Source organism: Pseudoalteromonas sp. Hal040, from assembly GCF_037162425.1.
Lineage (GTDB): Bacteria > Pseudomonadota > Gammaproteobacteria > Enterobacterales > Alteromonadaceae > Pseudoalteromonas > Pseudoalteromonas gelatinilytica.
This window is the reverse complement of record NZ_JARLUU010000001.1, coordinates 2,964,258-2,989,306: the sequence shown is the minus strand read 5'-3', so window position 1 is coordinate 2,989,306 and position 25,049 is coordinate 2,964,258. Positions and strand designations below refer to the sequence as shown.

Genomic DNA, 25,049 nt, shown 5'->3' with positions numbered 1-25,049 from the left:
AGGAATGAGAAGGTTGTATGCTATTAAACAAATACGTCATAGGGTGTGTGTGCTTAGCGGTACTGGTGGGTTGTTCTAAAGAGCAACCTCAAGTTATCGTTGAGGAAGTGGTTACCGCTGAGGTAAAGCAGCTTGATGTGCCGCTGTACGGGAATTACGTGGCACGCACAGATGCATCACTTGATGTTGAAGTACGCGCAAGGATCACCGGCTTTGTACAAAGCGTAGAATTTGTTGAAGGTAGCTGGGTAAATGAAGGAGATTTACTCTACACCATTGATGATAGGCCTTACCGAGCAAAACTTAATCGCGTTAAAGCGGCGCTGCAAAAAGACCAAGCAGCGCTGGCTAAAGCAAAGCGCGATGTAACCCGTTTAAAACCCCTCTACGAGCAAGACGCAGCAAGTCAGCTCGACTACGACAATGCAATTTCGATTCAAGAGCAAGCGCAAGCATCACTATCAGCAACCCAAGCAGAACTTGAAGAAACCAAGCTCGATTTAGAATATACCCGCGTGACGGCGCCAATTAGCGGCATGGTCGGTAGCTCAGAAGCCGATCTTGGTGCTTTGGTCGGCAGTAATGGTATTTCGCTCCTTACCACCATTCAGCAAATAGACCCTATTTTTGTTAATTTTAATATGTCGGCACTTGATTATTTGAATGCCAAGCGGCGTATGACCAGCATGATGGAGCAGCTACAAGCCGAACAACAAGGCAAGGCACTAGAAGGCTTTGTACGTATTTCTTTGCCAGATGGCAGCGAGTATCGATATTGGGGCGATGTGAGTTTTACCGACCCTAAAATTAGCCCGAAAACGGGCACCTTTAAAGTAAGAGCAAAGCTACCTAACCCTAATAGTGAGCTATTACCTGGGCAATATACAAAAGCGCGTATCAAATTATCTGAGCTTACAGATGCCATTGTCGTCCCTGAGGAAGCTACACAAGTGGAGCAGGGTGGTATTTATGTGATGGTGGTACTTGATTCAGGTGAGATAGAGCGGCGCTTTATTGTTGTTGAGCATTACGGTGAACAGGGAATTGTTGCCAGCGGGGGCTTGAGTGCGGGTGAGCAAGTGGTGGTGAAAGGTTTGCATCGCATTCGTCATGGTCAGCAAGTAAAGGCGATTTCGTTAGCCGAGTTTGAAAAACGCCAAGTCGCACCTAACACAGACATTATTCCACTGGCGCCAGATAAACCAAGCAAACAAGATGATGAAAAAAATCAGCAGGGAGCTTAACTATGTTTTCGCATTTTTTTATCAAGCGTCCAGTGTTTGCTATCGTTATTTCGTTAGTTATTTTACTCACAGGCTTGGTTTCGCTCTTTACCCTACCCATTGATCAATACCCAGATATTGCTCCGCCGTCGGTTAAAGTGTCAGCTTCATTCCCTGGCGCAACGGCAGAGACCGCATCGGAGTCGGTAGCCATTCCTCTTGAGCAAGAATTAAATGGCACACCGAATATGTTGTATATGGAGTCAAAGGCAACTAACTCTGGCAGTGTTGGGATCACACTTACCTTTGATGTTGGCACCGACCCTGATCTCGCCCTTGTTGATGTACAAAACACCGCAAGCCAAGCTGGTAGTAATTTACCTGTTGATGTGCAAACTGAAGGGGTGAATGTCTCTAATGAAAGTTCCGTTGAGCTTTTAAAACTGGCACTGACCTCTGATGATCCTCGCTATGACGAAATCTATTTGAGTAACTACGCTAGCATCAATGTTGAGGCGGCTTTAAAGCGTGTTCCGGGGGTTGGTAAGGTGCGTAACACCGGCTCGCGTTCATATGCTATGCGGGTCTGGTTAAAGCCTGATATTTTAGCGGGCTACGAGTTAACAGTGAATGATGTGACCGCAGCAATCAAAGCACAAAATAAAGAGGCCGCTGCTGGGGAGATCGGGGCTCAGCCAATGAGTGATGCAATTAAGCTTAACTTTCCGGTACGAGCACAAGGCCGGCTTAATAAGGTTGATGAGTTTAATAATATTATGCTGCGAGTTAATAGTGATGGCTCGATGATCCGTTTGCGAGATGTCGCAAGGGTTGAGCTAGCTTCCTCTGCGTATACTTTAAATTCAAAACTTAATGAACAGCCAGCCACTATTTTGCAGGTTTACATGTTACCAGGCTCTAATGCATTAGCGGTTACTGAGCGTGTTAAGGCTGAGATGGAACGCCTGAGCGAGGCTTTTCCAAAGGGAGTGAAATGGCAGCTTTTTTATGATGCATCTGAGTTCATTAAGCTGTCGATTAATGAGGTGATCAATACCCTTATTCAAGCGCTTATCTTAGTGATTTTAGTGGTGTATTTATTTTTGCAAAACTGGCGAACAACTTTAATACCCGCTTTAGCTGTGCCGGTGTCGATAGTGGGTACCTTTATCGCCTTGGCTGCATTTGGATTTACCATAAACAATGTCAGTTTATTGGCTATGGTATTGGCAATCGGCATCGTCGTCGATGATGCGATTGTCGTAGTCGAAAGTGTTGAGAGACTGATCAACGAGCAAAATATGGAGGTAGTTGCTGCTACTAAGCAAGCGATGACAGAGCTTTCTGGCGCCATAGTGGCAACCTCTTTAGTACTGGCGGCGGTGTTTGTGCCGGTGTCATTTTTAGCCGGTATTACGGGCATTATGTACCGAGAGTTTGCGATTTCAATCACCGTTGCGGTACTCATTTCAACCTTAGTTGCGCTAACCTTGAGTCCTGCTTTATGTGCGATTTTCTTAAAACCTAGCGCCCCATCAAACAATAAGATTTTTGTTAAATTTAATAGCTGGCTTGAAGGTGTTGGCGAAAAATACACTTGGCTTGTAAAGGCATGCTCCGAAAAAGCGAAACGTAGTTATATCGGCTTTTTTATAATGGTAGGTGGCTGTTACTTTGTGTTTAGCCAATTACCAAGCAGCTTTATGCCGCAAGAAGATCAAGGACGCTTTTTTGTTGATATTACCTTGCCAGATGCGGCAACTGTCTCGCGTACCAATGAGGTGATAAGTAAGGCAAACCTATTTGTTATGAACCATGCAGGGGTGGCTTATTCGTTTACTCTAGCGGGTGAAAACCGTCGTGCTGGTAGTGCGCAATCGCATGGGCAAATGGAGGTGATTTTAAAGCCTTGGCAAGTGCGTGCAGAGCAAGGTTTTACGGTCACAAGTGTGATGAATGATATACGTAAGCAGCTGTATGCCATTCCGGATGCTGAGTTTAATGTGTTTCAACCATCAGCTGTAGCGGGGCTTGGTTCGGGCTCTGGCGTTGAGTTTGCGCTGCAAGAAAAAACAGGAGGTAACTTAACGAGTCTGGTTGAATCGCTTGAGGTACTGTTGGCAAATTTAAATAATCGCCCTGAAGTTGCTAAAGCAAGTAGCTCACTGCGTGGCTCAGTACCTCAGCTGTTTTTGGAATTAGATAGAGAAAAAGCCATGGCATTAGAGGTACCGATTGCCGATGTATACAGCACAATGAAGGTGCTGACTGGCTCATCAACAATTAATGACTTTAATTTATTTGGCCGGGTTTATCGGGTTAAAGTTCAGGCTGAAGATGAATTTAGAGCGCGCCCTGAAAACCTCAATGAATTTTATGTGCGTTCAAAAAATGGCGCTATGGTGCCATCAAATGTGCTTGCTAAGTTGAATTTAACAACCGGTCCGTCGGCGATAAATCGCTTTAATATGTTTACCAGTGCCATGGTGAATGTATCGCCAGCTGAAGGCTATGCATCAGGTGATGTAATTAAGGTAATTAAAGAAGAAATGGCAAAACTACCGCCTAACCTTGGCTATGAATGGACAGGGTTAACCTATCAAGAAATTCGTTCATCGGGTCAGTTAAGTATCGCTATCAGCCTTGCTATCGTGTTTGTATTTTTATTTTTAGCGGCGCTCTATGAAAGTTGGAGCTTGCCGTTTGCGGTTCTACTAATAAGCCCGATTGCTATGTTAGGAGCCGCTGTATTGACCTTAGTGACGGGGCATGAAAACAATTTATTCTTCCAAGTCGCCTTTATTGCCTTGATAGGCCTTGCTGCAAAGAACTCAATTTTGATTGTTGAGGTGGCAAATCAGCTTTATCAAGAAGGTATGGATGCCGCTGATGCAGCAATAGAAGCTGCACGCTCTCGCTTTCGGCCTATCTTAATGACCGCAGCCTCTTTTGTGCTTGGAGTTTTGCCGTTAGTGCTTGCCTCTGGTCCCGGAGCCGTTGGTCGGCAGTCGGTATCTATGCCTATTTTAGGGGGGATGTTACTGGCAAGCTCTATAGGCATTATATTAGTGCCGCTGTTTTTTATTACTGCTGCACGCTTTGTGAAAAAACAGCCAATACTGGCCTCTAAAGCAGTACAGGAGCAAGTTGATGCATAAATTGTTGCCATTGCTTTGTTTCGCTTGTATTCATGGCTGTGCTGTAGGGCCAGATTTTGAAATACCTGATCATAGTGAAGTTGCTAATTTTATGGGCGCAACAGCAACGCCACAGTCGGAGGCTTTAGCGGGCTGGAAGCAAATATATAACGACCCACATTTGCAAAAACTAATTAGCCAAGCGCTTCTTAACAACCAAGATATGCTAATTGCGCAATCGAAAATTATTGTAGCGCGAGCTCAGTATCGGATTACCGATGCCGCTTTATGGCCTGATGTAAGCATAGGGCTTACCTCAGAGCGAGAAGAAGAGCTTAATAGCAGCCCCGAAAATACATTTGATTTAAAAGGTTACTTAAGTTGGGAGCTAGATTTATTTGGCAGTAACCGCCGCGCAAGCGAAGCTGCACTGGCAAATTATTATAGCCAAGAGCAAGCAAGAAACGCGTTGCAGCTCGCCTTGATTGCTGATGTTGCACAGCAGTTTTTTGCCCTCAAAGAAGTGGAAGAGCAATTAAAAATTAGCCTGAGTACGATTAAGCTTCGCGAGAAAGAGCTTGAAATTGCACGTATTCGCAAAAAGGGCGGTATTATTTCAGGGCTAGAGCAGCGCCAAGCTGAGGTTGAATTAGAATCTGCGAAAGTGAAGATCCCGCCATTACAGCACAGTGAAAGGCGGATTATTAATCAGTTAAAGTTTTTGATTGGTGATGCCAATGCTGATGTGCAAGGGGGTAATGAGTTATCTGTACAAACCCTTCCTAAGCAATTACCCACAGGGCTACCTAGCGAGCTTTTAAAACGCAGGCCAGATGTACAGCAAGCAATGTATCAATGGCAAGCGGCCATGGCTGAAATAGGGGTCGCAAAAGCGGCGTTATTTCCAAAACTTAATTTATATGCCGAGCTTGGCAGTGAAAGTGCAGATTTTAGTGATTTGCTCGATAGTAACTCGCAGGTTTGGTTGCTGGGCTCAGAGTTGTTAATGCCCATATTTAATATGGGGCGCAATCAGGCAAATTTAACGGTGGCGGAACAACGAGCATATCAGGCAAGTATTCAATACCAAAAAACAGTGCTGGTGGCACTGCAAGAAGTGAGCAATCAACTTTCGAATTATCAGTCTGCAGAGCAAAGCTATGATGCGCAAAGAAGCCTGGTGCTCAGTAGTCAAGATTACTACCGCTTAGCACGTCTTAGGTATAGCAATGGTGTTGCCAGCTCCCTTGATTTAATGGATGCACAGCGGCAGTTATTTTCGGCAGAAATTGCGTTATCGCAGGCAAAAAATGATCGCTTACAAAGCTTAGCTACGCTTTATAAAGCCTTAGGTGGCGGATGGTATGAATTAAGCGAACAGGAACTGGAAAAAGAACAAGTTATGGATTAGAGCATGCAAAAGCATGCTCTTTAAAACTTATAACTCAAATGGTGCTACACCGACGGCTTTCATTTTATAGCCGACTTGGGCAATTTCACCAGACCAGGTTTCGGTGCTGATAACGCCTGTCACGACAATCGCATCGTAGAGGCTTTCGATTGGAACGCCGTCTTTAATCGTGACATGCACAATTTGATTTGGTGGCGGTGGTGGCACGTGGATACAGGCACCAAAATAAGGAACCAATAAAAACTCGGTGATCACTTCGCTATCACCTTCTAGTGGTACAACAAAACCAGGCAAACTCACTGATTGACCATTAAGCTCTTTTACCACGGGGGCATCAAGGTCTGGTTGCACCCAGTTTTGCTCGCTACCTTCATGGTTTGCTTGCGCTTGGGTGTCGATTTGCACATGACCTTTTGGAATTAAATCTTCCCAGAAGATTTCTTTAGGTGCGCCAGCATTAGCGCTAGCACACACAACTAATGCGACTAAAGCGACGAATTTTCGAAAAAACGGCATAACATTCCTTAAATTTTAATACTCATACCATCAGCAAGAGAGTAGAAATACGCACGGGTTGCAGGAATTAACCCAACAATAAAGCCTGCGACCATTATCGCAGCTAAGAGCATGAGTTCATAGGATGACAGTAAAGCAATATTTAGGCTTATTCCGGCATGGCTTTGCAAGTAATCTGCGCCGAGTAACATTAAAGTATAGAACAGTGCGGTGCCAACAATGCAGCCAAGCCCTGTGATAAGTAACGATTCGACACTGATTAAGGTGAAAATATGCCATGGCCTTGCGCCAACAGAGCGCAAAATAGCAAGCTCTCTACGGCGTTGATTGAGGCTTGAAAGCAGGCTCGTCAACATGCCAAGTAAACTGATCAGCACCACGACGATAGAAAATAACAGCAAGATTTTTTCAACGATAGAGAGCATTTCCCATAGTTCACGCAAGGTAACCCCCGGCATGATGGCTAGCAGTGCTTCATCTTTGTATTGGTTAATATTACGACGCACTTGTAAGGTATAAAGTGGTGAATCAAAACCAAGTAAAAACGCGGTTATTTGTTTTGGTGTGCCAACTAAATCAACATCATCATGCTGGTCGTGGTCGTGGTCGTGGTCGTGGTCGTGGTCATGACCATTTGCATCAGCCTGAGCGGCTTCATGCTGATGAGTCTGACCACCATGAATCGCCTCAATTGCTGCAAGTGGAATATGCAGGGTTTTATCAACTGGCGTGCCCGTTGGTTTTAAAATACCGACCACTTTAAATGGGTTATCGTCATGGTTATGAAAGCTGGTATTGCCCATGCCGTGCGCAATCACCACTTCATCGCCTAGCTGATAGCCTAAGCTGCTGGCAACCTCAGCACCTAAAACAACCTCAAATAAGTGATTAAACTCATGACCTTGTGAAAAGCTCAACGACTGCTTTTTAGCAAAGCGATAGTGCTCAAAATAGTCTTTATTTGTACCAAGTACAGCTAAACCTTTATGGCTGTCGCCAAGTGACATAGGGATAGCCCATTTTACACCTCGCTGCTCAGAGATGTATTGGTAACTTTTCCAGCTCACACCATTGTTAGCATGGCCAATTCGAAATACCGAAGACAGCAGCAACTGGATATCACCGGTACGCGCACCAACAATTAAATCAGTGCCAGAAATTGTATTACTAAAGCTACTTTTAGCATCAACTCGAACCCGTTCAATCGACATGAGTAGCATCACGCTTATGGCTATTGTAAACAAAGTGAGTAGGGCACTGGCCTTACGGTTTAATAAACTTTTTGTGGCGAGTTTAATGAGTAGCATCTGTGCCTCCTTGTAACTCAACAAGGCTGACACTTCGGGTAAATAGTGTTTGTAATGTTTCATCATGACTAACAAAAATTAGCGTGCTATTTGCTGCGCTTGCCTGCTCAAATAACAATTTTACGAAGGCTTGGCGATTTTGCGTGTCGAGTGCTGAGGTAGGTTCATCTGCAATGATAATTTCAGGGCTGCCAATAAAGGCTCGTGCTGCAGCAACTCTTTGTTGCTGACCAATACTCAGCTGTGCAACTGCTTGATGTTGCAAGGCGTTGTTTAGTCCTAAAGCAGTGAGTAAGCGACTTGCTTCAGCGGCTATTGTTGCACTATTTTTTAGAGCGTTGTTTTGCCTTTGTTTTGAAAACTGGCAACCTAAGGTCACGTTTTCAATGGGCGATAAATAGGGCAGTAAATTAAAGTTTTGAAAAATATAACCAATATGGTTGGCACGAAAACGGTCACGTTTACTATTACTCAGTTGGTTTATCGCTTTACCAAGAAGCACGATATTGCCCTGTGTTGGCACTGTGACGCCAGCAAGAAGGGATAATAACGTTGACTTACCACAACCACTCGGACCGTGAAGAAAAACATGTTCGCCTGGATCAATATCTAATTTAGTAATATTGATCGTCGGCTCAGTTTGTTTTGCGTGCCATTTGAAAAGCACATTTTCAAGCGTGATCATAACGACCTATGAATTGTTACCATCGCCAGTAATTTAATTTTCTACGCATTTTAAAATTACGAAGAAAATTACGTGGTTTTGGCTTAAGTGCAGGATTGTTCAATAGTAATTCATTGCTAGCAGCAAGTACACGCTGACTCGATAAGCCGTCTTGGTATGGATGTAACTGTTGGCAGAAGTGTTCAATTTTCGCCATTAATTCAGCGGGTCGTGTAAAGGCATAATCAATCGCCTCAGTTAGCTTATCAGCATTTGTGACATCAATAAGATGTTCGCCAGGTGCTTGGTTGCAGAAAGTCACGACAGGCTTTCTTTGTAAGATAAACATAAGCAAAATAGAAGAGGTATCACACAGCATAACATCCGCTGCTTGCAACAGCGGTAATACATTATCTGTCTCGACAAAGGTGAGATTGTCGTTTTGTAGAGCCTTGTATTGTTCAACAAGCTCGCTTGGCATTTTCGGGTGAAATTGCACCAAAATTCGCCATTTACCTTGCTCACTGTATGCTTTTATTTGTTCGTATAATTTAGGTGCAAGAGAAAGGCGCTTTGAGAAAGTCGAGCAAATCAATAAGGTTTTTCTGTCGTCATCAGGGTTTTTGTATGGATTGTTTTCTATTTTTGAGAATAACGGATCTAGGGTAGGCCAGCCGGTTTCTTTAGCTAAAAAGAAACCATGCTTTTCAGCTAGTTCCTCAAACTTAGAAGTTGTATTAGGACCTTGGGTACAATACAGGTCAAAGCAGCCTCGGATATTAAAATGATCTTCGTATCCTTTTCGATTTAGTTTTCCAGAATTAAAACCGTGAAAAACTGCTACTTTTTTCCTGGAATAAAATTTGGAATCACATTTCCTGGAATGTATGAAATGTCAGGTCGCCACCGAATTACTTCATCTAGTGTTTCTAAACACGATTCATCAGGACGGAGAAAGTTCTGATTAACTTCATTACCAAAGAAGAACCAGCGAACTTCACCACCACGCGCTAAAATCTCCCGTTGTAGTGGGCGTAAGATCGCGTACGAATAGTTCTGTGAAATAAACATTAAATATTTTTTTCTGCGGTAGCTGCTAAGTAATCCAAGAAAACCTCCTATTGCGAGGGCACTAGTATAGCGAAATAATGTTTATGACAGCAAAATTACTGAAAGTTTAAATTTTTATGGTTTTTATCACATCCGCAGGCTGATGATGATAGTGCAATGATTGAGCTTTCAAGGCGTCTAGATTATTATAGGCGGCCATAACCCCAATCCCATACATGTGCTCACAAGAGCATGCCAAATACTATCGGAGATAGCATGACTAGCTATAAAGTTTTAGACGTAAACGATGATTTACCGATCCGTACCAAAGGTGCGGTACATAGTGGTAAAGTGCGTTCAGTTTATTGGTTAACTGATGAAGACAGCGCTCGTTTAATTAATGAAAAAGGTTACCAAGTTCCAAAAGGAACTGAGCTAGCTATTATGGTTATTTCTGACCGTATTTCTGCGTTTGATTGTATTTGGCAAGGTGAAAACGGTTTAAATGGTGTGCCTGGTAAAGGTATCGCGCTTAACTCTGTGGCATCTCATTGGTTTAAGCTATTTGATAAAGCTGGCCTTGCTGGTAACCATATTGTTGATATTCCACACCCTTATGTATGGATTGTACGTAAAGCAAGTACAGTAAAAGTTGAAGCCATTGCGCGCCAATATATTACTGGCAGCATGTGGCGTGATTACGCGAAAGGTACGCGTAATTTCTGTGGTATTGATTTACCAGAAGGCTTAGCTGCGAACCAAAAGCTAGATGACGTGTTAATTACGCCATCAACCAAAGGCATTATCACAGGTGTTGCAGACATTCCTGCAGTCGATGATGTAAATATTACCCGTGAAAACATCACGAATAACTTAGCTGTTTTTAACTTCAAGTCTGAAGATGATGTGGCTAAATATGAGCAATTACTTGTTGAAGGCTTTAAGCTGATCAGTGATGAACTTGCAAAGCTTGATCAAATCTTTGTCGATACTAAATTTGAATTTGGTTATGTTGAAGACGTTGATGGTTCAGATAAGCTTATCTATATCGATGAAGTAGGTACACCTGATTCATCACGTATTTGGGATGGCCCAGCTTACCGTGACGGTAAAATCATTGAAAACTCAAAAGAGGGTTTCCGCCAGTTATTAATTAATAACGTGCCAGACAGCGACGTGTTATTAAATAAAGACCGTATGGGCGAGCGTGAGCAGCTTGCTAAAGACTATACCTTGCCAGAATCAGTGATGCTTGAAGTGTCTGATACCTACGTTGGCATTGCGAGTAAAATTATTGGTCAAGAAATCACGATTCCAAGCGACCCACGTAGTGAAGTGATCGCTATTTTAGATAAAGAATACGGCTTAATTAAGCACAATTAATTGTCGTCTTTTAACTTAGTCATGTGCTAAGTCAATATTATTAAAGCCATGTTAGTTTTCTAGTAAAACTGCTTGGCTTTTTTCTTGCTTTTCATATCCTCTCTCATTAACTTAAGCTAAGATTAATCTATACTTATTAGCAAACTAAGCTAAGCAAGGTCTAATTATGACGTTTTTTTCGCATTGTGCCCGCACTGTATGCTCTTTTGTAGTTCTTTGTTGCTCAGCAAGTACTTTTGCTGGTGATATTTCATTTACCGTTCGTGACCAGTTTGGTAAGCCGTTAGCTGATGCTGTAATCGAATTAGAAAGTAATGCGAACTTACCGAGCACGCAATTACCCATAGCGATAATGGACCAGGTTGATAAACAATTTTCACCTAATGTATTGGTCATACAGCAAGGGCAATCTGTTGATTTTCCAAATAGCGATAATATCCGTCATCATGTTTATTCTTTTTCGAGTGCTAAACCTTTCAATATTAGGCTCTACGCTGACCGTCCAGAGAAACCAGAGTTGTTTGATAACTCTGGGGTTGTAGTCCTTGGCTGTAATATCCACGATTCTATGGTGGGTTATATCTATGTCGCAAACAGCGCTAACACACTAAAAACAGCAGAGGATGGCAAAGTACAATTAAAAGGGGTTACTTTACCGGCCAGTTTAACTATTTGGCACCCAAACCAAGTAAGTGAAATTAACAAAAAATTATCGGTTACTGTAACTGAGCAAGTTGCTGATATTACAATTAATACGAATGAACCTGCACCGCGTAATACGTTTGGTGAGATGTTTAAGGCAGATAATGATTCATAGTTTAAGAGGGCGTATCATAGCTTTATGCGTAAGCTTGGTTTTATTAACTAGTTTAGTCAGTTTAGCGAGCTCTTGGTGGTCGACTAATCGCTTTAATGATCAAAAGTTACGTGAAGATATTAATGTCGCTGAAAATGTTTTTAAGCAATACTTAAGTGCTAAAGAAAGCCTGCTATTAACAGCTGCAAAGGTACTCACCGCAGATTTTGGCTTTAAGCAAGCAATCGCAACTCAAGATGCTGATACTATCAGTAGTGTACTGAATAACCACAGTCGTCGTATCAATGCTGATTTGATGTTACTGATTGATTTATCTGGGCAATTGGTTTCTGCAAATACTGAGTTTAACCATACGCCAGATGAGTTTTCTGCACTGATGAATGAATTACTCATTGATGCAGAACAATCAAATTTCATTGTACTTGACCAAACCCTTTACCAAGTAATTTTACTGCCAGTGCGCGCCCCTCGTACTGTTGCTTACAGCCTTGTGGGATTTGAAATCAACGACTTGGTTGCAGCAGAACTTAAAAAACTCACCACAATGGACGTGAGTTTTATTGGTGAAGAGGATGGTGTTGTAGAGACATCACTCACCAAGCAGCCACAAAGTGATTCGGTGTTAGCGCATTTTAATAACAAAACAACCCAGCGAATTTTTGGCGAAAAACCTGTTTATAGAAACCGATTGGTTGAACTTCCGTCGTTACCAGGTCACTTTGTCTCCGTGTTGTTAAGTGCCGATTTAACGCAAAGTTATCGTGAGTTTGAGCAGTTGTTTTTCACGATTATTGTGCTTGCTGCTATCACGGTTGTCATCGGTGTGCTGGCCAGTGGTATCTTAGCCAAAAACCTGACCACACCGCTTTCAAAGCTTACCTTACTTGCTCAGCAATTTGCGCGAGGTAATTATAAAGCTGAATTTGTAGGTAAAAAACAAAGTAGCGAAATTACTACCTTAGTCGATGCATTTAATAACATGGGTAATGACATACAAGAGCGTGAGCAACAAATTAGTTTTCAAGCCAGCCATGATTCTTTAACTGGCTTTTATACCCGTTCTGCGATGTTAGAGAGCATGGAAAGCTTGTTTGCTGAAGGGGCTGAATACACACTCGTTGCTATTGATATACGCGGTCTTCGTCATATCAATGATAAATTAGGCCCGCGTATTGGTGATGATTGTTTAAAAGCCGTTGCTGAGCGAATTGGCGAATACTCAGCTCATCATAATGGGGTGAATGCTCGGATTGGCGGTGACGAGTTTTTAACTTTATTGCCAGCAGATGAAACGAAACAATTTAAAGATGCAGTAATGAAGCTGGTTACTCAGCTACAAGCAGGCTACTTAATTCAAAGCTTGAATATTACGTTACGCTTTAGCGTTGGGGTAGTGCATTGTCTTTCACAAAATGTCAGCCCTGAGGACTTAATGCGTCGCTCGTTAATTGCCGTTGATACCGCATCTTGTGAGCATAAAACCATTCACTATTATCAAGAAGGTGAAGACGAAGAGCACCTTGAGCGCCTTGCTATTATCGATGAACTTAAGCAAGCCCTTGTCGATGATGATGGTCAGCTGTTTATGACCTATCAGCCAAAACTAAATATTAAAACCAATTGTATTGATAAAGTTGAGTCGTTAATTCGTTGGCAACGCAAAGATGGTCAGTGGGTTTCACCTGAGCTGTTCATTGATTTAGCAGAGCAATCGGGGGTGATTGTTGAGCTAACTTCTTGGGTTGTAAAAACCGTAGTGTCTCAAGTTGCTGCATGGCAACAGCAAGGTATTACTATGCAGGCTGCAATTAATGTCTCTGCACAAGATATTGCATACCCAAGCTTTTACTCACACCTTGCTAAACAACTTGAGAAACATGCTGTTAATGGGCGTTTAATTACGATTGAACTTACAGAGCGAGATATGATTGAGAATGAAGAGCAAGGCATTAAGGCACTCGAAAACCTTAAAACCTTGGGTGTTAAAATCTCGTTGGATGACTATGGTGTAGGGCAAACATCGCTTGGGCGCTTAAAGTCATTACCGATTGATGAGCTAAAGCTTGATAAGTGTTTTATTTTGCAACTAGACCAGTCACGTCAAGATCAATATATAGTGCAATCGACGGTGACTCTAGGTCATCAGTTGGGCTTTTCGGTAGTAGCGGAAGGCGTTGAGAACAAAGATTCACTGGATATTTTAGTGCAAAACAAATGCGATTATGCACAAGGGTATTATTTAAGTAGGCCACTAAAATCAGAGCAGTTTTTGCAGTGGTTAGAGGTGTACAATGAAGCGTCTTAATTGGTTGTTTGGGTTAACATGCCTTGCTTTTGCAAGTTCTGGCTTTGCGGCGTCAGGTAAATTATTAGCAACACCCGGAGTCTCCCAGGTAGAAGGTAGTGCGGGTGGTGGTATTGTCCCTTGGGCGCAGCTTGCAGGCTATGCAAGTGATGATGAAATAGCAATAAATGGTTTTTGCAGCCGTGCAGATGTGAGTGATTATCGCCTAGATGTTTGTGGCGCGCAGCTAAATATTTATGATCGCGTTGAATTTAGTTACGCAGAACAACGCTTCGAAGTTCCGGCATTAAATACCGATATTGAACAATCAATAACAGGGGCAAAAATACGCTTATACGGCGATATCGTTTACAGTAAATGGCCGCAGTTGAGCTTGGGTGTGCAACATAAATCACTGGATGACGGCAGTATCGCAAACCTACTCGGCGCCAAAGACACCAGTGGTACCGATATTTATCTTGCTGCCAGTAAATTACACTTAGGGGCGCTTGCTGGGTATAACTGGTTTTGGAACACCACCTTTCGTTATAGCGATGCTAATCAGCTAGGCTTGTTAGGCTTTGGAGGCCCTGATAGCGATAGAGAATTGTTATTTGAAGCATCGACAGCTATGTTTTTAACCCATCAAATAGCTGTGGGTGTTGAGTATCGTGAAAAGTCCAATAACCTTGGCTTAGGAGAGCAAGATTGGCAAGATGTATTTGTTGCCTGGTTTCCAAATAAGCATGTTAGTGTGACTGCAGCTTGGTTAGACTTAGGAAGTATTGCTGGGGCTGAGGATCAAACTGGTTGGTATCTTTCTGTAACAGGGTATTGGTAATGATGAAAACACTTTTTACATTTGTATTTGCCGCTATGTTAGTTGGTTGTGCGAGTAGCAACAATAGCACCTTGTATCAGCAAATTAATGGTGAGCAAGGAGTTGAAAAACTGGTTGATAGTTTTATTAATCAAATAGGCCGTGACGAACAAATTTTAGCTTATTTTAAACAAACGAATGTTGCTCACTTTCGCCAAGGTTTTATTACTCATCTGTGTAGCGTCACAGACGGCCCTTGTGAATACAAAGGCGACAATATGGTAGATATCCACACGGGAATGAACATCCCTGAAAAAGACTTTAACCGCGTAGTAGAGCTTTTGATTAATGCTATGGACGAACAACAGATCCCGCAAACAGTACAAAATAAGATTCTTAGTCGCTTAGCACCCCTTCGCCCTGAGGTAATTGATATTTAGCTATTGTTTATATTAAATTTTTACTTTATTGCATTCTTTGACTGTAGTCCTTAAACTTCAACAGAATTATTTAATGTATGGCTTAAAGCATGTCTTTTCTATTTATCTCTCGCAATAATGTACACGCCCGCTATTACAAAGAACTAATTGAGAAGTTACCCTTAAATTGCAAAGTGCACACGATGGGGGTACCAAGATTTGGTGCTCTGAAATACATCAAAAATACGACTAAGTATGATTTTAGTAAAATAATTGCGGAGCAACTATTACGTAAACAAGCGCGTAATAGTTTGTGGCATAACCCGCTAATAATCAAAAGTTACTCTGCTTTGATGTATTTAGTAGAGCGATGCCGGTTTGCCAAGTATTATGACTTATTGAAGTCAGAATCCCCACAAGCGTTAGTCATTTGGAATGGTAATAAATTGCCTAATGTTACTGTTTGTATGGCAGCTAAGGCATTAGGAGTGACCACCTATTTCTATGAAAATGGGTTATTGCCTGGAACAACAAGCTTAGATCCTAAAGGTATTAATTTTGCGGCTTCGGTACCGCGAGATAGTCAATTCTATTTAAACTTTGATCCGCAGGGGAAGTTGCCATTTTCTGCGCCTGATTTAATTCCAAGAGCGAATCATAAAAAGCGCTGTAAGTTTGACGCAATCGAGTTACCTAAAAAATACTTATTTGTGCCATTTCAAGTTCCACACGATACCCAAATAGCCTGTTACTCTCCTTGGCTTAAATCAATGGAAGAGTATTACGATGCTGTTGTTTCAGCTGTAAAACAGTTAAATGATCCAGAACTTAAAGTCGTTTTTAAAGAACATCCTTCATGGCATAAGCACTATGAGCACTTGTACGATAGAAATGATGTTGCCATTTTTGCTAACGGAAATTGTACTCGAGAGCTTATCAATGGCGCTGAAGCCGTGATCACAATTAACTCGACCGTTGGCTTAGAATCTTTATTACTTGATAAAAAAGTGATTACCTTAGGGCTTGCTTGTTACAACATTGATGAGCTTGTACTACATGCGAGTGATCAAGCGACTTTGATTAAGTGCTTAGAAAAAATACAAAATGGCTGGCAGTCTAACAGTATTCTGAGAGATAAGTTTTTTACCTACTTAAAGCATGTGTATTGCTTGCCTGGTGTTTGGAAAGAATGTACAACTGAGCATGTTGAAGCGGTCGAAAAGCGCTTAACTCAACAAGATACATTTGCACAGTTATCGCAAAAGGAAAGCTAATGAAGAACATCGTCTCGCCAGAATGGTTAAACGAGCATTTAAGCCACGATAACTTGATTATATTTGATGCAGGAATGGTGCGCCCTGGTTTACCGGGGGAGTATGCACCTAAGGCTATGCTCCCTAATGCACAGCGTTTTGATTTTAAAAAGACGCTAGCAGATAACAGTAACCCTGTACCAAGTATGATGTGCAGTAGCGAGCAGTTTGAAGAGCAAATGCAGTTTGCTGGTGTTAACCAAGACTCTCTAGTTGTGATTTATGAAGACCAAGGCTTGTTCAGTTCTGCCCGTGCGTGGTGGATGTTTAAAGCAATGGGCTTTGATAATGTAAAAGTGTTAAGCGGTGGTTTGGCTAAGTGGCAAGCACTTGGCTTTGCAACACAAGCACGTTATTCAGCTGCTTCTGGTCAAGGCAACTTTGTTGCCAGCCCGCGTGTTGATTACTTCATCAGTGCTGAGCAAGTACTTAACTCACTTGATGAACAAAGCACACTAACACTTGATGCTCGTCCTTATGAGCGCTTTACCGGTGAACACGCTGAGCCGCGCGAAGGCATGCGCAGTGGTCATATTCCAAATAGTCGCAGTTTATCTCTTGCAACAGTGCTAAATAACGGTGAGCTTAAATCGCTAAGCGAGTTGCAGGCATTATTTGAGCAACACATAGCGCCGCATCACACCCAGTTGCAGTTTAGCTGTGGTTCAGGTGTAACCGCTTGCGCAATTGCATTGTGTGCCGATGAATGCGGCTACGCTAACTTACGTGTTTACGATGGCTCATGGAGTGAGTGGGGCGCTCGTCACGACTTACCTATTGAAACAGGCCCGCACCAATAAACTCAGCGTAATTTTGCCAGCTGCCGATACTGTTTTTATTCAGTGGTTGGCGAATTTGCTTTTTACTCGCTGTGGCTGATGCTGCATTGTTTTTATAAAAAGTCAGGCAGTTTTCCTGCCAGCTTAAATCACAAAACGCATAGAGCTTTTGAGTTTGTAGGGTAGGCTCTGCCACCAATTGCTCATAGCTTTGCAAAAAAACGTTCTCAGGATACTTGTTGGCAAAATGACTGACTAATACCGAGTAATCTTGATGGAACGAGGCAATATCTTCAAGTGTAAAACTGTAGTGATGGAACACACTTTGCGGGCTATACATCTGCCTAAAATTGGCAATGCTGCAATCTTGCCAGTCCCGCTGCATACAAACGATTTTAGCATTAGGAAAAGCCGCTAAAATAAAATCAATATAGTAAAAGTTAAATGGCTGTTTATCAGAAATTCTTTGACCACCACTTAGCAGCTGGGCTCTTTGTTGATAGCTAGTCAGTGCTGTCTTTATCGCCTCAGATTCATATGCCTTATTGAGCATTTCGCTGTCAATCACACGCGCTGATTGCGTGGCGTGTTGTATCAATTGCGCAATATCATTTAATTCCCCAATGCCTCGTAGCTTTGAACTTTGATTAAGGATTTTCTCAACTAAGGTTGTACCAGAGCGGGGCATGCCAACGACAAAAACGGGTGAGAACTCAGATTCACTACTTTTAATTGCTTGCTGTTTGCTCTGGGTAATCAGTTTTTGACAAAAGTGGCGATGCTGTGTGGCTTGATAATTAAGTTTACCGGCTATCGCTTGCTTACTTTGTGCAAAGTATTTAAATGCATTTTTGTAGTCATTGAGGTGCTCATAATTAAGAGCAAGACTATGAAAATACACTTGTTGGTCAATAATGCTTTTTTCTCTATCCGCCAAGGCTTGTAGTTTTTGAATATGTAGCTCTGCATCTATAACAGTATTGAGTTCAGCCTGCGAATAGTGGGCTTGATAAAAACTAGCTTGCTTTGTGGTTAGTTGCTGTAACAAGCTTTTAGCTTCATCGAACAGTCCGTGAATTTTATAACACACCGCCAAATTATAGCTAATTTGTAGGTTATCTTTATTGCGTTGGTAGGCTGCTTGTTGAAAGCTAAGGGCGTCGTCATAATGCCCTAAACGGGTCGCAATATTGGCTAATGTATCAAAGTCAGCGGCACCAAAGTCAGCTGTTTGTAGAGCGCTTTGATAATGCACAGCCGCATTACTTACTTTGCCTAACAGTACGTATAACTTGGCAAGTGCTAAATGATAAATCGCAAAAGGGGCTAGGATTAGCGCTTTCTCAAGGAGCTTAATCGCTTTGTTGATATCGCCAGCTGCGGTGTTGACTTCGCTGAGTAAAAAGTAACAAACGTGGTCTTCAGGATTTTGCTTTAGGCGCTGCACGAGTAGGTGATGTGCATCGTTTAGTTGTTTGTTGCTTAACAACTGTTGGATATGAGCGCGAAGCGCTTGTTGGGTATCATTTAGCATAAGCGCATAGTATACCAATTCGCCATAATACTTAATTATTTTGAGGTATTAAAAGCCCTGCCTAAAGGAGGCAAGGCTTTTATGGGGATGTTTAATTACAGCTCAAAGTTGTAGCTAAACTTCATACCGATAGTACGAGGCGCGGTGGTGTAGTGACCATAAACACGCTGTAGCTCAGGTAGCTCTTTATTAAGCTCAGCATATTGCGACATACCTGCCCAAGACCTATCACGACGTACAGAAGTGAATGCATATTTATCGAATAAGTTGTCTACGTAAAGCGTTGCAGACCACATATCGCCAGTAATTTTGGCAGATAAGTTACTTAGTGCATAACCTGGTAATACTTCGCCGTCTGCTTTTAAGCCTACTTTGGTGATCACATCGCTTTGCGCTGTGATACCGTAGTTTACGCTTAATAACTTATCACCTAAGACATCTTGCTCGTAACGAAGACCAAACGAGAATTGATGCTCAGGAGCACCTGGTAAACGGTCGCCTTTAGCACCATCATAGTAGCTTTGGTACTGCGCTAAGTCATCGCCTAACACGCCAAATAAGTACGGCGCATCTTCGGTCAATTCAGCCTTTGCATACGCGTATGTTGCATATGCAGCCCAGTTATCACCAATCATTGCGCGAGTAGAAAGCTCAACACCTTTTGAATTAGCAGAGCCTGCGTTCGAGGTAATTAGCTCTTGACCATTTACAGTACTGCTACCTACTTGCGCATCTTTCCAATCAACATTAAATAGTGCTGCATTGAAGTGTAGGCGGTTACGTAACCATGATGACTTAAAGCCTAGCTCGTAGTTGACCGTTGTATCTGGTTTGTAATCTTCTTCGTTTGGCAGGGCACAAACTATTTGTTGCTCAGGTAATACATCAGGGCAAGGAGCAATGCCGTTACCACCACCAATACGGAAGCCTTCACTCACAGTAAAGTAAGCAAGAATACCGTTATCAAATGTGTAATTAGCATTAAACTTAAATAAGTTACCGCTATCGCTGGCACTAACCGTTTCCATATCTAGATTAGCAAGTGAATCAAAATCCCCTGAGTAAAGCGGTGTAGCAGAACCTGATGTTGTAGAAACATCGTATTCGTAAAAACGTGCACCTAGAGTTACATCAAGCTGATCTGTAATGCTGTAGCCGACTTCACCAAAAAGTGCTTTTTCAGTGGTTTCGCTATCTGAAATTAGAATGTACTCAAGGTCTTGTTCAACATTAGGGATACCGCCACCCCAATATTCAGTCAGACCTGGCGTGTACTCACGGTCATCTGAGTGACTTTCTAATTTGTTATAGAAGCCACCTACGATCCAGTTAAAAGCGCTACTACTATTTGAAACTAAACGAAGTTCTTGCGTGAAGGTATCGCGCTCAGAGGTGTCGTGTGTGTAGCCAACGAATGAAGGGAAGTCAGCATACCCTGACCAAATATCGTAAAGTAGATCGGTTTGATCGCGCTGACCAGATTGCTCATAGCTAGACCAACCTGATGCCGATACCAGCTCAGCAAAACCAAGATCCGCTTTAATTTCTAAGCTTAATAAATCGTTTTCTTCTTCGCCTGGCTCAAGTACACGGGCAACGTTTTCGTACTTTCCTGGGATACCTTGTAGCGCACTGCTATCAGCAAGTGAGCCGTATTGCGATGTTGAGTTACCGCCATTTTCTTGTTTTTGATAGAAGTAGTTAAGCGTTGCATCTACATCTTCGGTTGCAAGCCAACGCAGTGATAAACGTGCTGTGGTGATTTGCTCATCGTTAACATCGCTTACGCTTTTTAAGTTAGCATTTACATCGCTGCTGTCAGAAAAGTCAGGATTCGGATTTGATACACCTGGCTCTTGTACCACGTGCGTGTAGTCAATGTAACCCGGGTTATCGTAATAATTTAAGCTAGCGCGAAGAGCTAGTTTTTCTTCAATTAGCGGAGTGTTGAATACCACGCCAAACTCACCGCCTGTGCCGTCACTTTCGTTAATGCTAAATACATCACCTGTTACCTGACCTTCTGTTAAATCTAGATCGGGTTGCTTAAGCAAATAACGGATCGCACCGCCTAAAGTCCCTGCGCCATACAGTGTACCTTGTGGGCCAATTAGCACTTCAACACGGTCAACATCAGTTAAACGTAAGTCGATGCTAAGTGGAATTTCACCAACATAAGTGGCCACTGTGCCACTATCAGAAATACGGTCAGAGGTATTAGTGTTTAAACCACGAACGATAATCGGAGAGCCTTCACGACCACCTTGATCAGAAATTGTTAAGCCAGGTACCCAGCGCGCGACATCTTCAAGATCACCAATGTTTTGATCGCTAATTACATCGCCGTTTAGCGCTGTAATGTTAAGTGGCGCATCTTGCACTGAGCCTGCACGTCGTGTTGCAGTGATTTGAATAGTTTCAATTGATTTATCAACTTCGATAGCATCTTCAGCTGCAAACGCCATATTGCTATTGAATAAAACCGCAGAAATTGCACTTGCAAGTAGAGCAGGCTTAAAGGTATTCATGATTGATTCCGACTTAGTTACAGTAAATTTATGCTTAAAAAATAGACGTTATTAATAGTTTAAGCTTAAAAATGATTAATTTAGTGAATTTATATCCAATTATAATGTATTTTTATTCTTTTCGTCCATGCAATATTTGCAATTAAATGCAAACTAATTGAATAAATACTCTACTTGGGTGTTAGTTATCGGAATAAGGACAGTGAGAGCAGCCATTACTGCAGCAATGGCCGCGTTTTAAAAAGAACCAGCGGCTAAATACCATGTAATTGTTTTGCATGGTGTAATCAAGATTTTCTATTAAATTTCCTTGAGAAAAATAAGGCTTGGCAAAGGCTAGTTGCTGTTCTAAAGGTTGTTGGTAAAGTTTAGATAAAAATGAATTTATCTTTTTTATAGTACAGTCTCGGCATAAACACTCTGTTGCAGCCTCATCGAGTGGTAAAATGTTGGGCAGCTCGTTACACCAGCAGGCATTAATATTATCGGCTTGGCAGTGAAGGGTTGCTTTGCATTGTGAGCAAGTAAGGGTTGTCATTTATTAAAAAGATGCTTTGAGATTGAAAAGGTAAGCATAGCAAATGGATAAATTAGACGCATTAGATGAGTTTGCCCGTTTTGGTGATAACCGATTTGAGGCAATCTCAGTGATTACAAGCACTCCTGACACACAAGGTGATGTGTATATTCTAACGCAAGACGTTTTCTGTCAGGTTTTACAGCGTGTTATCGATGGCGAAATAGATATCGATGAGTTAGAGCTTTGGGCAAATGTCGTAGAGTCCAGGCAAGACATCGACGAAAGTGCTGTTGAAGGGGCTATATATGCTTTAAGCAATAACGAGCAAATGGGTGAGTTGAATAAAAGTATGCTAGAGAAGTTATTAACGATAATGCAATAGCATGATTGAAGGTAAGCACGAAAGCTTTAAGCAAACCTTAAAGCTTTCGCTCACAAGCCAATGGGTTAGTGAGAAACCACAATTAAACGAATTGCATCCAGTTTAACTTGCGCTTTTTCGATATAAGTAGTGAGTTCACTACGTTGCTTATCAAAGAAGCTCAGCTCTTCATCACGAATATTCGGGTTGATCTGCTTAAGTGCTGTTAAACGAGCTTGCTCTTCACCGAGTGCAGTTTGCATTTTCTCTAGTGATTCAGCGCGTAGTGTTTCAAGCTTGGTTTGTGCCATGCCTTGTGCGCTGGTGATCATTGGGTGAATGGCGCTTTGTAGTGCACTGGCTAACTTACTTGCCGTCTGGCGACCAACCGCAGACAACTGCTGGTTGAAGGCATCAAAGGCAACATTGTCGGCCAAGTTATTGCTGCTCTTATCTAATAAGATACGAATTGGCGTAGGTGGTAAGAAGCGACCAACCTGCAACGCTTTAGGTGCCATCGCCTCAGCAATAAAGATCATTTCAACAAAGAAGGTGCCAGCAGGTAACTTTTTGTTTTTCAGTAACGCCACAGAGGCAGTACCAAAGTCATCATCACAAATCATATCTAAGCTGCCTTGCACCATAGGGTGGTCCCAACTAATGAAATGCGCGTCTTCTTGCGAAAGCGAGGTGCTGCGATCAAACGTTACCGTGATGCCATCATCTTTCAAACATGGGAAAGATGGGTTTAGCATGTGCTCAGTTGGCTTTAAGATAATGGTATTTTCACCTTTATCTTCTTGGCTTACACCGAAGGTGTCGAACACATTGATCATGTAACTTGGCAGCGTGAATTGATCGTCTAATTCTTCGATATCAGCAACAAGACTTTCTGCTCGACCTTGACCACTTGAGTGCAGCTCTAGTAAGCGGTCACGACCACTTTCCATTTGCTTACGAAGCTTGGCATTTTGACCTGCAACTTGTTCTAGTAGTGGGTCTAGCTCTTCTTCGTCGCAATTGTGTGCACCAATAAACTCAAGTAGCTCTTCGCCAAACTCTTTATACAGCATTTGCCCAGTTGTTGAGGTTGTTTCAAACGCATCTAGGCCTTCGTTGTACCAACGTAATAACACTTCTTGTGCCGTGTTTTCGAAATACGGCACGTGAATGTTTACGTCTTGAGTTTGACCAATACGGTCAAGACGGCCAATGCGTTGCTCAAGTAAGTCTGGGTTAAGTGGTAAATCAAACAGTACTAGGTGATGCGAGAATTGGAAGTTACGACCTTCAGAGCCAATTTCAGAACAAAGAAGAATTTGTGCGCTGTCGTACTCATCAGCAAAGTAAGCTGCTGCACGGTCACGTTCTACAATCGACATACCTTCGTGGAAAACTGAGGCTTTAATTGCTTCACGCTCACGTAAAATCTGTTCTAGGCTAAGTGCGGTTTCTGCTTTAGCACAGATAAGCAGTACTTTTTCGTGTTTAAGGGTTTTTAAGGTATCGATTAACCAATCAACACGTGGGTCAAATGCGCCCCAGCTGGCATTTTCACCCTCAAACTCTTGGAAGATTTTTTCTGGGAATAAAGCGCGAAGAGCAGTTAGCTCTGCATTTTGAATCCCAGCCATGTTACCCAGTACTGACATCGCCGTTTTATATTGTTTAGGCATCGCCATAGGGTATGCATGAAGTTTACGGCTTGGGTAGCCATCAATTCCGCTACGGCTATTTCTAAATAAAATACGACCTGTACCATGGCGGTCTAGCAGCATTGATAAAATTTCGTTACGTGCCGTTTCATCACCTTGCTCTGCTTTGGCTAAAAGCTCTGTGATATCGGTTTCTTTTAATAGCTCTTTTAATGTTGCACGAGAAGTATCATCAAGGCCTTTTTGACCCAGTAATTGGTTAGCAGCTTCGGCAACCTCTTTGTAGTTACTTTCTTCTTCAACAAACGCATCGTAGTCATAGAAACGATCTGGATCGAGTAATTGCAAGCGGGCAAAGTGACTGCGGTGACCAAGTTGATCTGGCGTCGCAGTTAATAAGATAAGGCCTGGAATGTCTTGGCTTAATTCTGCCATACGTTGGTATTCAGTGCTTGGCTTACCATTGTTGATACTTAAATGGTGCGCTTCATCAACCACTAATAAATCCCAATCAGCCAGCGTTGCTTGCTCAAACCAGCGTTTTTTCTTGCTTAAGAACTCAAGGCTAGTAAGTACTAACTGTTCTGTTTCGAATACGTTTGGTGAGTCTGCAAATGCTTCATCACAACGCTCTTCATCAAAAATTGAAAAACGTAAGTTAAAGCGGCGTAGCATTTCTACTAACCACTGATGTTGAAGGTTTTCAGGCACAACAATCAATACGCGGCTAGCGCGGCCACTGATGATTTGCTGGTGTAAAATCATACCTGCTTCAATGGTTTTACCTAAACCCACTTCATCAGAAAGTAATACGCGTGGCGCAAAACGTTTACCCACTTCTTGTGCGATATAAAGCTGATGCGGAATAAGGTTTGCACGCTGACCAATTAAACCTTTTAAAGGTGATTGTTGGCGCTCAAACTGGTGCTGCCAAGTTTGGTAGCGAAGCGTGTAGCGGTCAAAACGGTCTACTTGACCTGCAAATAAACGGTCTTGTGGTTTATTGAATTTGATAAAGTGATCTAAAAAGGTTTCTTTTAACTGCGTTTTTTCACCATTATCAACGCGAATGCCGTGATAGCATAGTAACTCGCCTTGCGCTTCAACAGACTCAACTTCTAATTCCCACTCTTCAACAGCCGCGAATAATATCACCTGGATTAAATGCGACACGAGTAACAGGTGCTTCTGTTAAAGAATAAACTCTGTTTTCTCCACTGGCTGGAAATAAAATGCTGACCTGACGGCCTTCAAGGGCAACAACGGTGCCTAATCCTAAATCTGACTCAGTATCACTGATCCAACGCTGACCTAAGGAAAAATTCATG

The 25,049-nt window shown here is 42.3% G+C and carries 17 protein-coding genes and 2 pseudogenes; 11 read left to right on the top strand and 8 right to left on the bottom strand.

Going from position 1 to position 25,049, the window contains the following annotated elements:
• Positions 1-17 precede the first annotated feature (17 nt).
• Genes P4S60_RS13830 through P4S60_RS13820 form a run of 3 tightly spaced genes read left to right on the top strand, consistent with a single transcriptional unit; the run spans position 18 to position 5,771 of the window.
• The gene (locus P4S60_RS13830; protein ID WP_337116325.1) at positions 18-1,244 is read left to right on the top strand and encodes an efflux RND transporter periplasmic adaptor subunit; all 1,227 of its coding nucleotides are present in this window, start codon (positions 18-20) and stop codon (positions 1,242-1,244) included.
• 2 nt (positions 1,245-1,246) lie between these two features.
• A complete protein-coding gene (locus P4S60_RS13825) occupies positions 1,247-4,381 on the top strand; it encodes an efflux RND transporter permease subunit (protein WP_337116324.1) in 3,135 nt (1,044 codons plus the stop codon).
• The gene (locus P4S60_RS13820; RefSeq protein ID WP_337116323.1) at positions 4,374-5,771 is read left to right on the top strand and encodes an efflux transporter outer membrane subunit; all 1,398 of its coding nucleotides are present in this window, start codon (positions 4,374-4,376) and stop codon (positions 5,769-5,771) included. The genes P4S60_RS13825 and P4S60_RS13820 overlap by 8 nt, the downstream gene beginning before the upstream one ends.
• A gap of 27 nt (positions 5,772-5,798) precedes the next feature.
• Here P4S60_RS13820 and P4S60_RS13815 read toward each other — a convergent pair whose 3' ends face one another.
• The 4 genes and pseudogenes from P4S60_RS13815 to P4S60_RS13800 form a co-directional block, all read right to left on the bottom strand.
• Positions 5,799-6,287, bottom strand: a complete 489-nt coding sequence (locus P4S60_RS13815) for a DUF3299 domain-containing protein (RefSeq protein ID WP_166338804.1) — start codon at positions 6,285-6,287, stop codon at positions 5,799-5,801.
• Between the two features lie 8 nt (positions 6,288-6,295).
• Complete coding sequence (locus tag P4S60_RS13810) at positions 6,296-7,594, bottom strand: ABC transporter permease (protein WP_337116322.1); 1,299 nt, start codon at positions 7,592-7,594, stop codon at positions 6,296-6,298.
• Positions 7,581-8,279 (bottom strand): ABC transporter ATP-binding protein, encoded by a 699-nt coding sequence (locus P4S60_RS13805; RefSeq protein ID WP_337116321.1) that lies wholly within the window; start codon positions 8,277-8,279, stop codon positions 7,581-7,583. The genes P4S60_RS13810 and P4S60_RS13805 overlap by 14 nt, the downstream gene beginning before the upstream one ends.
• Positions 8,280-8,295: 16 nt before the next feature.
• Positions 8,296-9,329, bottom strand: a pseudogene (locus P4S60_RS13800) (CDP-glycerol glycerophosphotransferase family protein).
• A 255-nt stretch (positions 9,330-9,584) separates the two neighbouring features.
• Between P4S60_RS13800 and P4S60_RS13795 the strand changes: the two are divergent.
• From P4S60_RS13795 to P4S60_RS13765, 7 genes are all read left to right on the top strand, one after another.
• Positions 9,585-10,691, top strand: a complete 1,107-nt coding sequence (locus P4S60_RS13795; protein WP_119852470.1) for a phosphoribosylaminoimidazolesuccinocarboxamide synthase — start codon at positions 9,585-9,587, stop codon at positions 10,689-10,691.
• Between the two features lie 166 nt (positions 10,692-10,857).
• Positions 10,858-11,508: a methylamine utilization protein gene (locus tag P4S60_RS13790; protein ID WP_337116320.1), complete on the top strand. Its 651-nt coding sequence runs from the start codon at positions 10,858-10,860 to the stop codon at positions 11,506-11,508.
• Positions 11,498-13,813, top strand: coding sequence for an EAL domain-containing protein (locus P4S60_RS13785; RefSeq protein ID WP_337116319.1), 2,316 nt, complete (start codon positions 11,498-11,500; stop codon positions 13,811-13,813). Before P4S60_RS13790 ends, P4S60_RS13785 begins: the two co-directional genes overlap by 11 nt.
• On the top strand, positions 13,800-14,633 hold the full coding sequence (locus P4S60_RS13780; RefSeq protein WP_337116318.1) for a DUF3034 family protein: 834 nt from the start codon (positions 13,800-13,802) through the stop codon (positions 14,631-14,633). The genes P4S60_RS13785 and P4S60_RS13780 overlap by 14 nt, the downstream gene beginning before the upstream one ends.
• A complete protein-coding gene (locus tag P4S60_RS13775) occupies positions 14,633-15,052 on the top strand; it encodes a group I truncated hemoglobin (protein ID WP_063702012.1) in 420 nt (139 codons plus the stop codon). The genes P4S60_RS13780 and P4S60_RS13775 overlap by 1 nt, the downstream gene beginning before the upstream one ends.
• A gap of 182 nt (positions 15,053-15,234) precedes the next feature.
• Complete coding sequence (locus P4S60_RS13770; protein WP_337116317.1) at positions 15,235-16,305, top strand: capsular polysaccharide export protein, LipB/KpsS family; 1,071 nt, start codon at positions 15,235-15,237, stop codon at positions 16,303-16,305.
• The gene (locus tag P4S60_RS13765) at positions 16,305-17,144 is read left to right on the top strand and encodes a sulfurtransferase (RefSeq protein ID WP_337116316.1); all 840 of its coding nucleotides are present in this window, start codon (positions 16,305-16,307) and stop codon (positions 17,142-17,144) included. The genes P4S60_RS13770 and P4S60_RS13765 overlap by 1 nt, the downstream gene beginning before the upstream one ends.
• Here P4S60_RS13765 and P4S60_RS13760 read toward each other — a convergent pair.
• From P4S60_RS13760 to P4S60_RS13750, 3 genes are all read right to left on the bottom strand, one after another.
• The gene (locus P4S60_RS13760; protein WP_337116315.1) at positions 17,119-18,657 is read right to left on the bottom strand and encodes a tetratricopeptide repeat-containing sulfotransferase family protein; all 1,539 of its coding nucleotides are present in this window, start codon (positions 18,655-18,657) and stop codon (positions 17,119-17,121) included. The genes P4S60_RS13765 and P4S60_RS13760 overlap by 26 nt on opposite strands.
• 95 nt (positions 18,658-18,752) lie before the next feature.
• The gene (locus P4S60_RS13755; protein ID WP_337116314.1) at positions 18,753-21,185 is read right to left on the bottom strand and encodes a TonB-dependent receptor; all 2,433 of its coding nucleotides are present in this window, start codon (positions 21,183-21,185) and stop codon (positions 18,753-18,755) included.
• Positions 21,186-21,366: 181 nt separating this feature from the next.
• Positions 21,367-21,723, bottom strand: a complete 357-nt coding sequence (locus tag P4S60_RS13750; protein ID WP_337116313.1) for a DUF5522 domain-containing protein — start codon at positions 21,721-21,723, stop codon at positions 21,367-21,369.
• Between the two features lie 43 nt (positions 21,724-21,766).
• Here P4S60_RS13750 and P4S60_RS13745 point away from each other — a divergent pair, with 43 nt between their 5' ends.
• Entirely contained in the window at positions 21,767-22,087 is a 321-nt protein-coding gene (locus tag P4S60_RS13745; RefSeq protein ID WP_105174518.1) for a hypothetical protein, read from the top strand.
• Positions 22,088-22,152: 65 nt separating this feature from the next.
• On the opposite strand, the pseudogene rapA reads toward P4S60_RS13745, so the two are convergent.
• A pseudogene (gene rapA, locus P4S60_RS13740) lies at positions 22,153-25,048 on the bottom strand (RNA polymerase-associated protein RapA).
• Position 25,049 lies beyond the last annotated feature (1 nt).

Coding starts and splice junctions, on each gene's coding strand:
- P4S60_RS13830 (WP_337116325.1), top strand. CDS start 18: ATGCTATTAAACAAATACGTCATAGGGTGTGTGTGCTTAGCGGTACTG.
- P4S60_RS13825 (WP_337116324.1), top strand. CDS start 1,247: ATGTTTTCGCATTTTTTTATCAAGCGTCCAGTGTTTGCTATCGTTATT.
- P4S60_RS13820 (WP_337116323.1), top strand. CDS start 4,374: ATGCATAAATTGTTGCCATTGCTTTGTTTCGCTTGTATTCATGGCTGT.
- P4S60_RS13815 (WP_166338804.1), bottom strand. CDS start 6,287: ATGCCGTTTTTTCGAAAATTCGTCGCTTTAGTCGCATTAGTTGTGTGT.
- P4S60_RS13810 (WP_337116322.1), bottom strand. CDS start 7,594: ATGCTACTCATTAAACTCGCCACAAAAAGTTTATTAAACCGTAAGGCC.
- P4S60_RS13805 (WP_337116321.1), bottom strand. CDS start 8,279: ATGATCACGCTTGAAAATGTGCTTTTCAAATGGCACGCAAAACAAACT.
- P4S60_RS13795 (WP_119852470.1), top strand. CDS start 9,585: ATGACTAGCTATAAAGTTTTAGACGTAAACGATGATTTACCGATCCGT.
- P4S60_RS13790 (WP_337116320.1), top strand. CDS start 10,858: ATGACGTTTTTTTCGCATTGTGCCCGCACTGTATGCTCTTTTGTAGTT.
- P4S60_RS13785 (WP_337116319.1), top strand. CDS start 11,498: ATGATTCATAGTTTAAGAGGGCGTATCATAGCTTTATGCGTAAGCTTG.
- P4S60_RS13780 (WP_337116318.1), top strand. CDS start 13,800: ATGAAGCGTCTTAATTGGTTGTTTGGGTTAACATGCCTTGCTTTTGCA.
- P4S60_RS13775 (WP_063702012.1), top strand. CDS start 14,633: ATGATGAAAACACTTTTTACATTTGTATTTGCCGCTATGTTAGTTGGT.
- P4S60_RS13770 (WP_337116317.1), top strand. CDS start 15,235: ATGGGGGTACCAAGATTTGGTGCTCTGAAATACATCAAAAATACGACT.
- P4S60_RS13765 (WP_337116316.1), top strand. CDS start 16,305: ATGAAGAACATCGTCTCGCCAGAATGGTTAAACGAGCATTTAAGCCAC.
- P4S60_RS13760 (WP_337116315.1), bottom strand. CDS start 18,657: ATGCTAAATGATACCCAACAAGCGCTTCGCGCTCATATCCAACAGTTG.
- P4S60_RS13755 (WP_337116314.1), bottom strand. CDS start 21,185: ATGAATACCTTTAAGCCTGCTCTACTTGCAAGTGCAATTTCTGCGGTT.
- P4S60_RS13750 (WP_337116313.1), bottom strand. CDS start 21,723: ATGACAACCCTTACTTGCTCACAATGCAAAGCAACCCTTCACTGCCAA.
- P4S60_RS13745 (WP_105174518.1), top strand. CDS start 21,767: ATGGATAAATTAGACGCATTAGATGAGTTTGCCCGTTTTGGTGATAAC.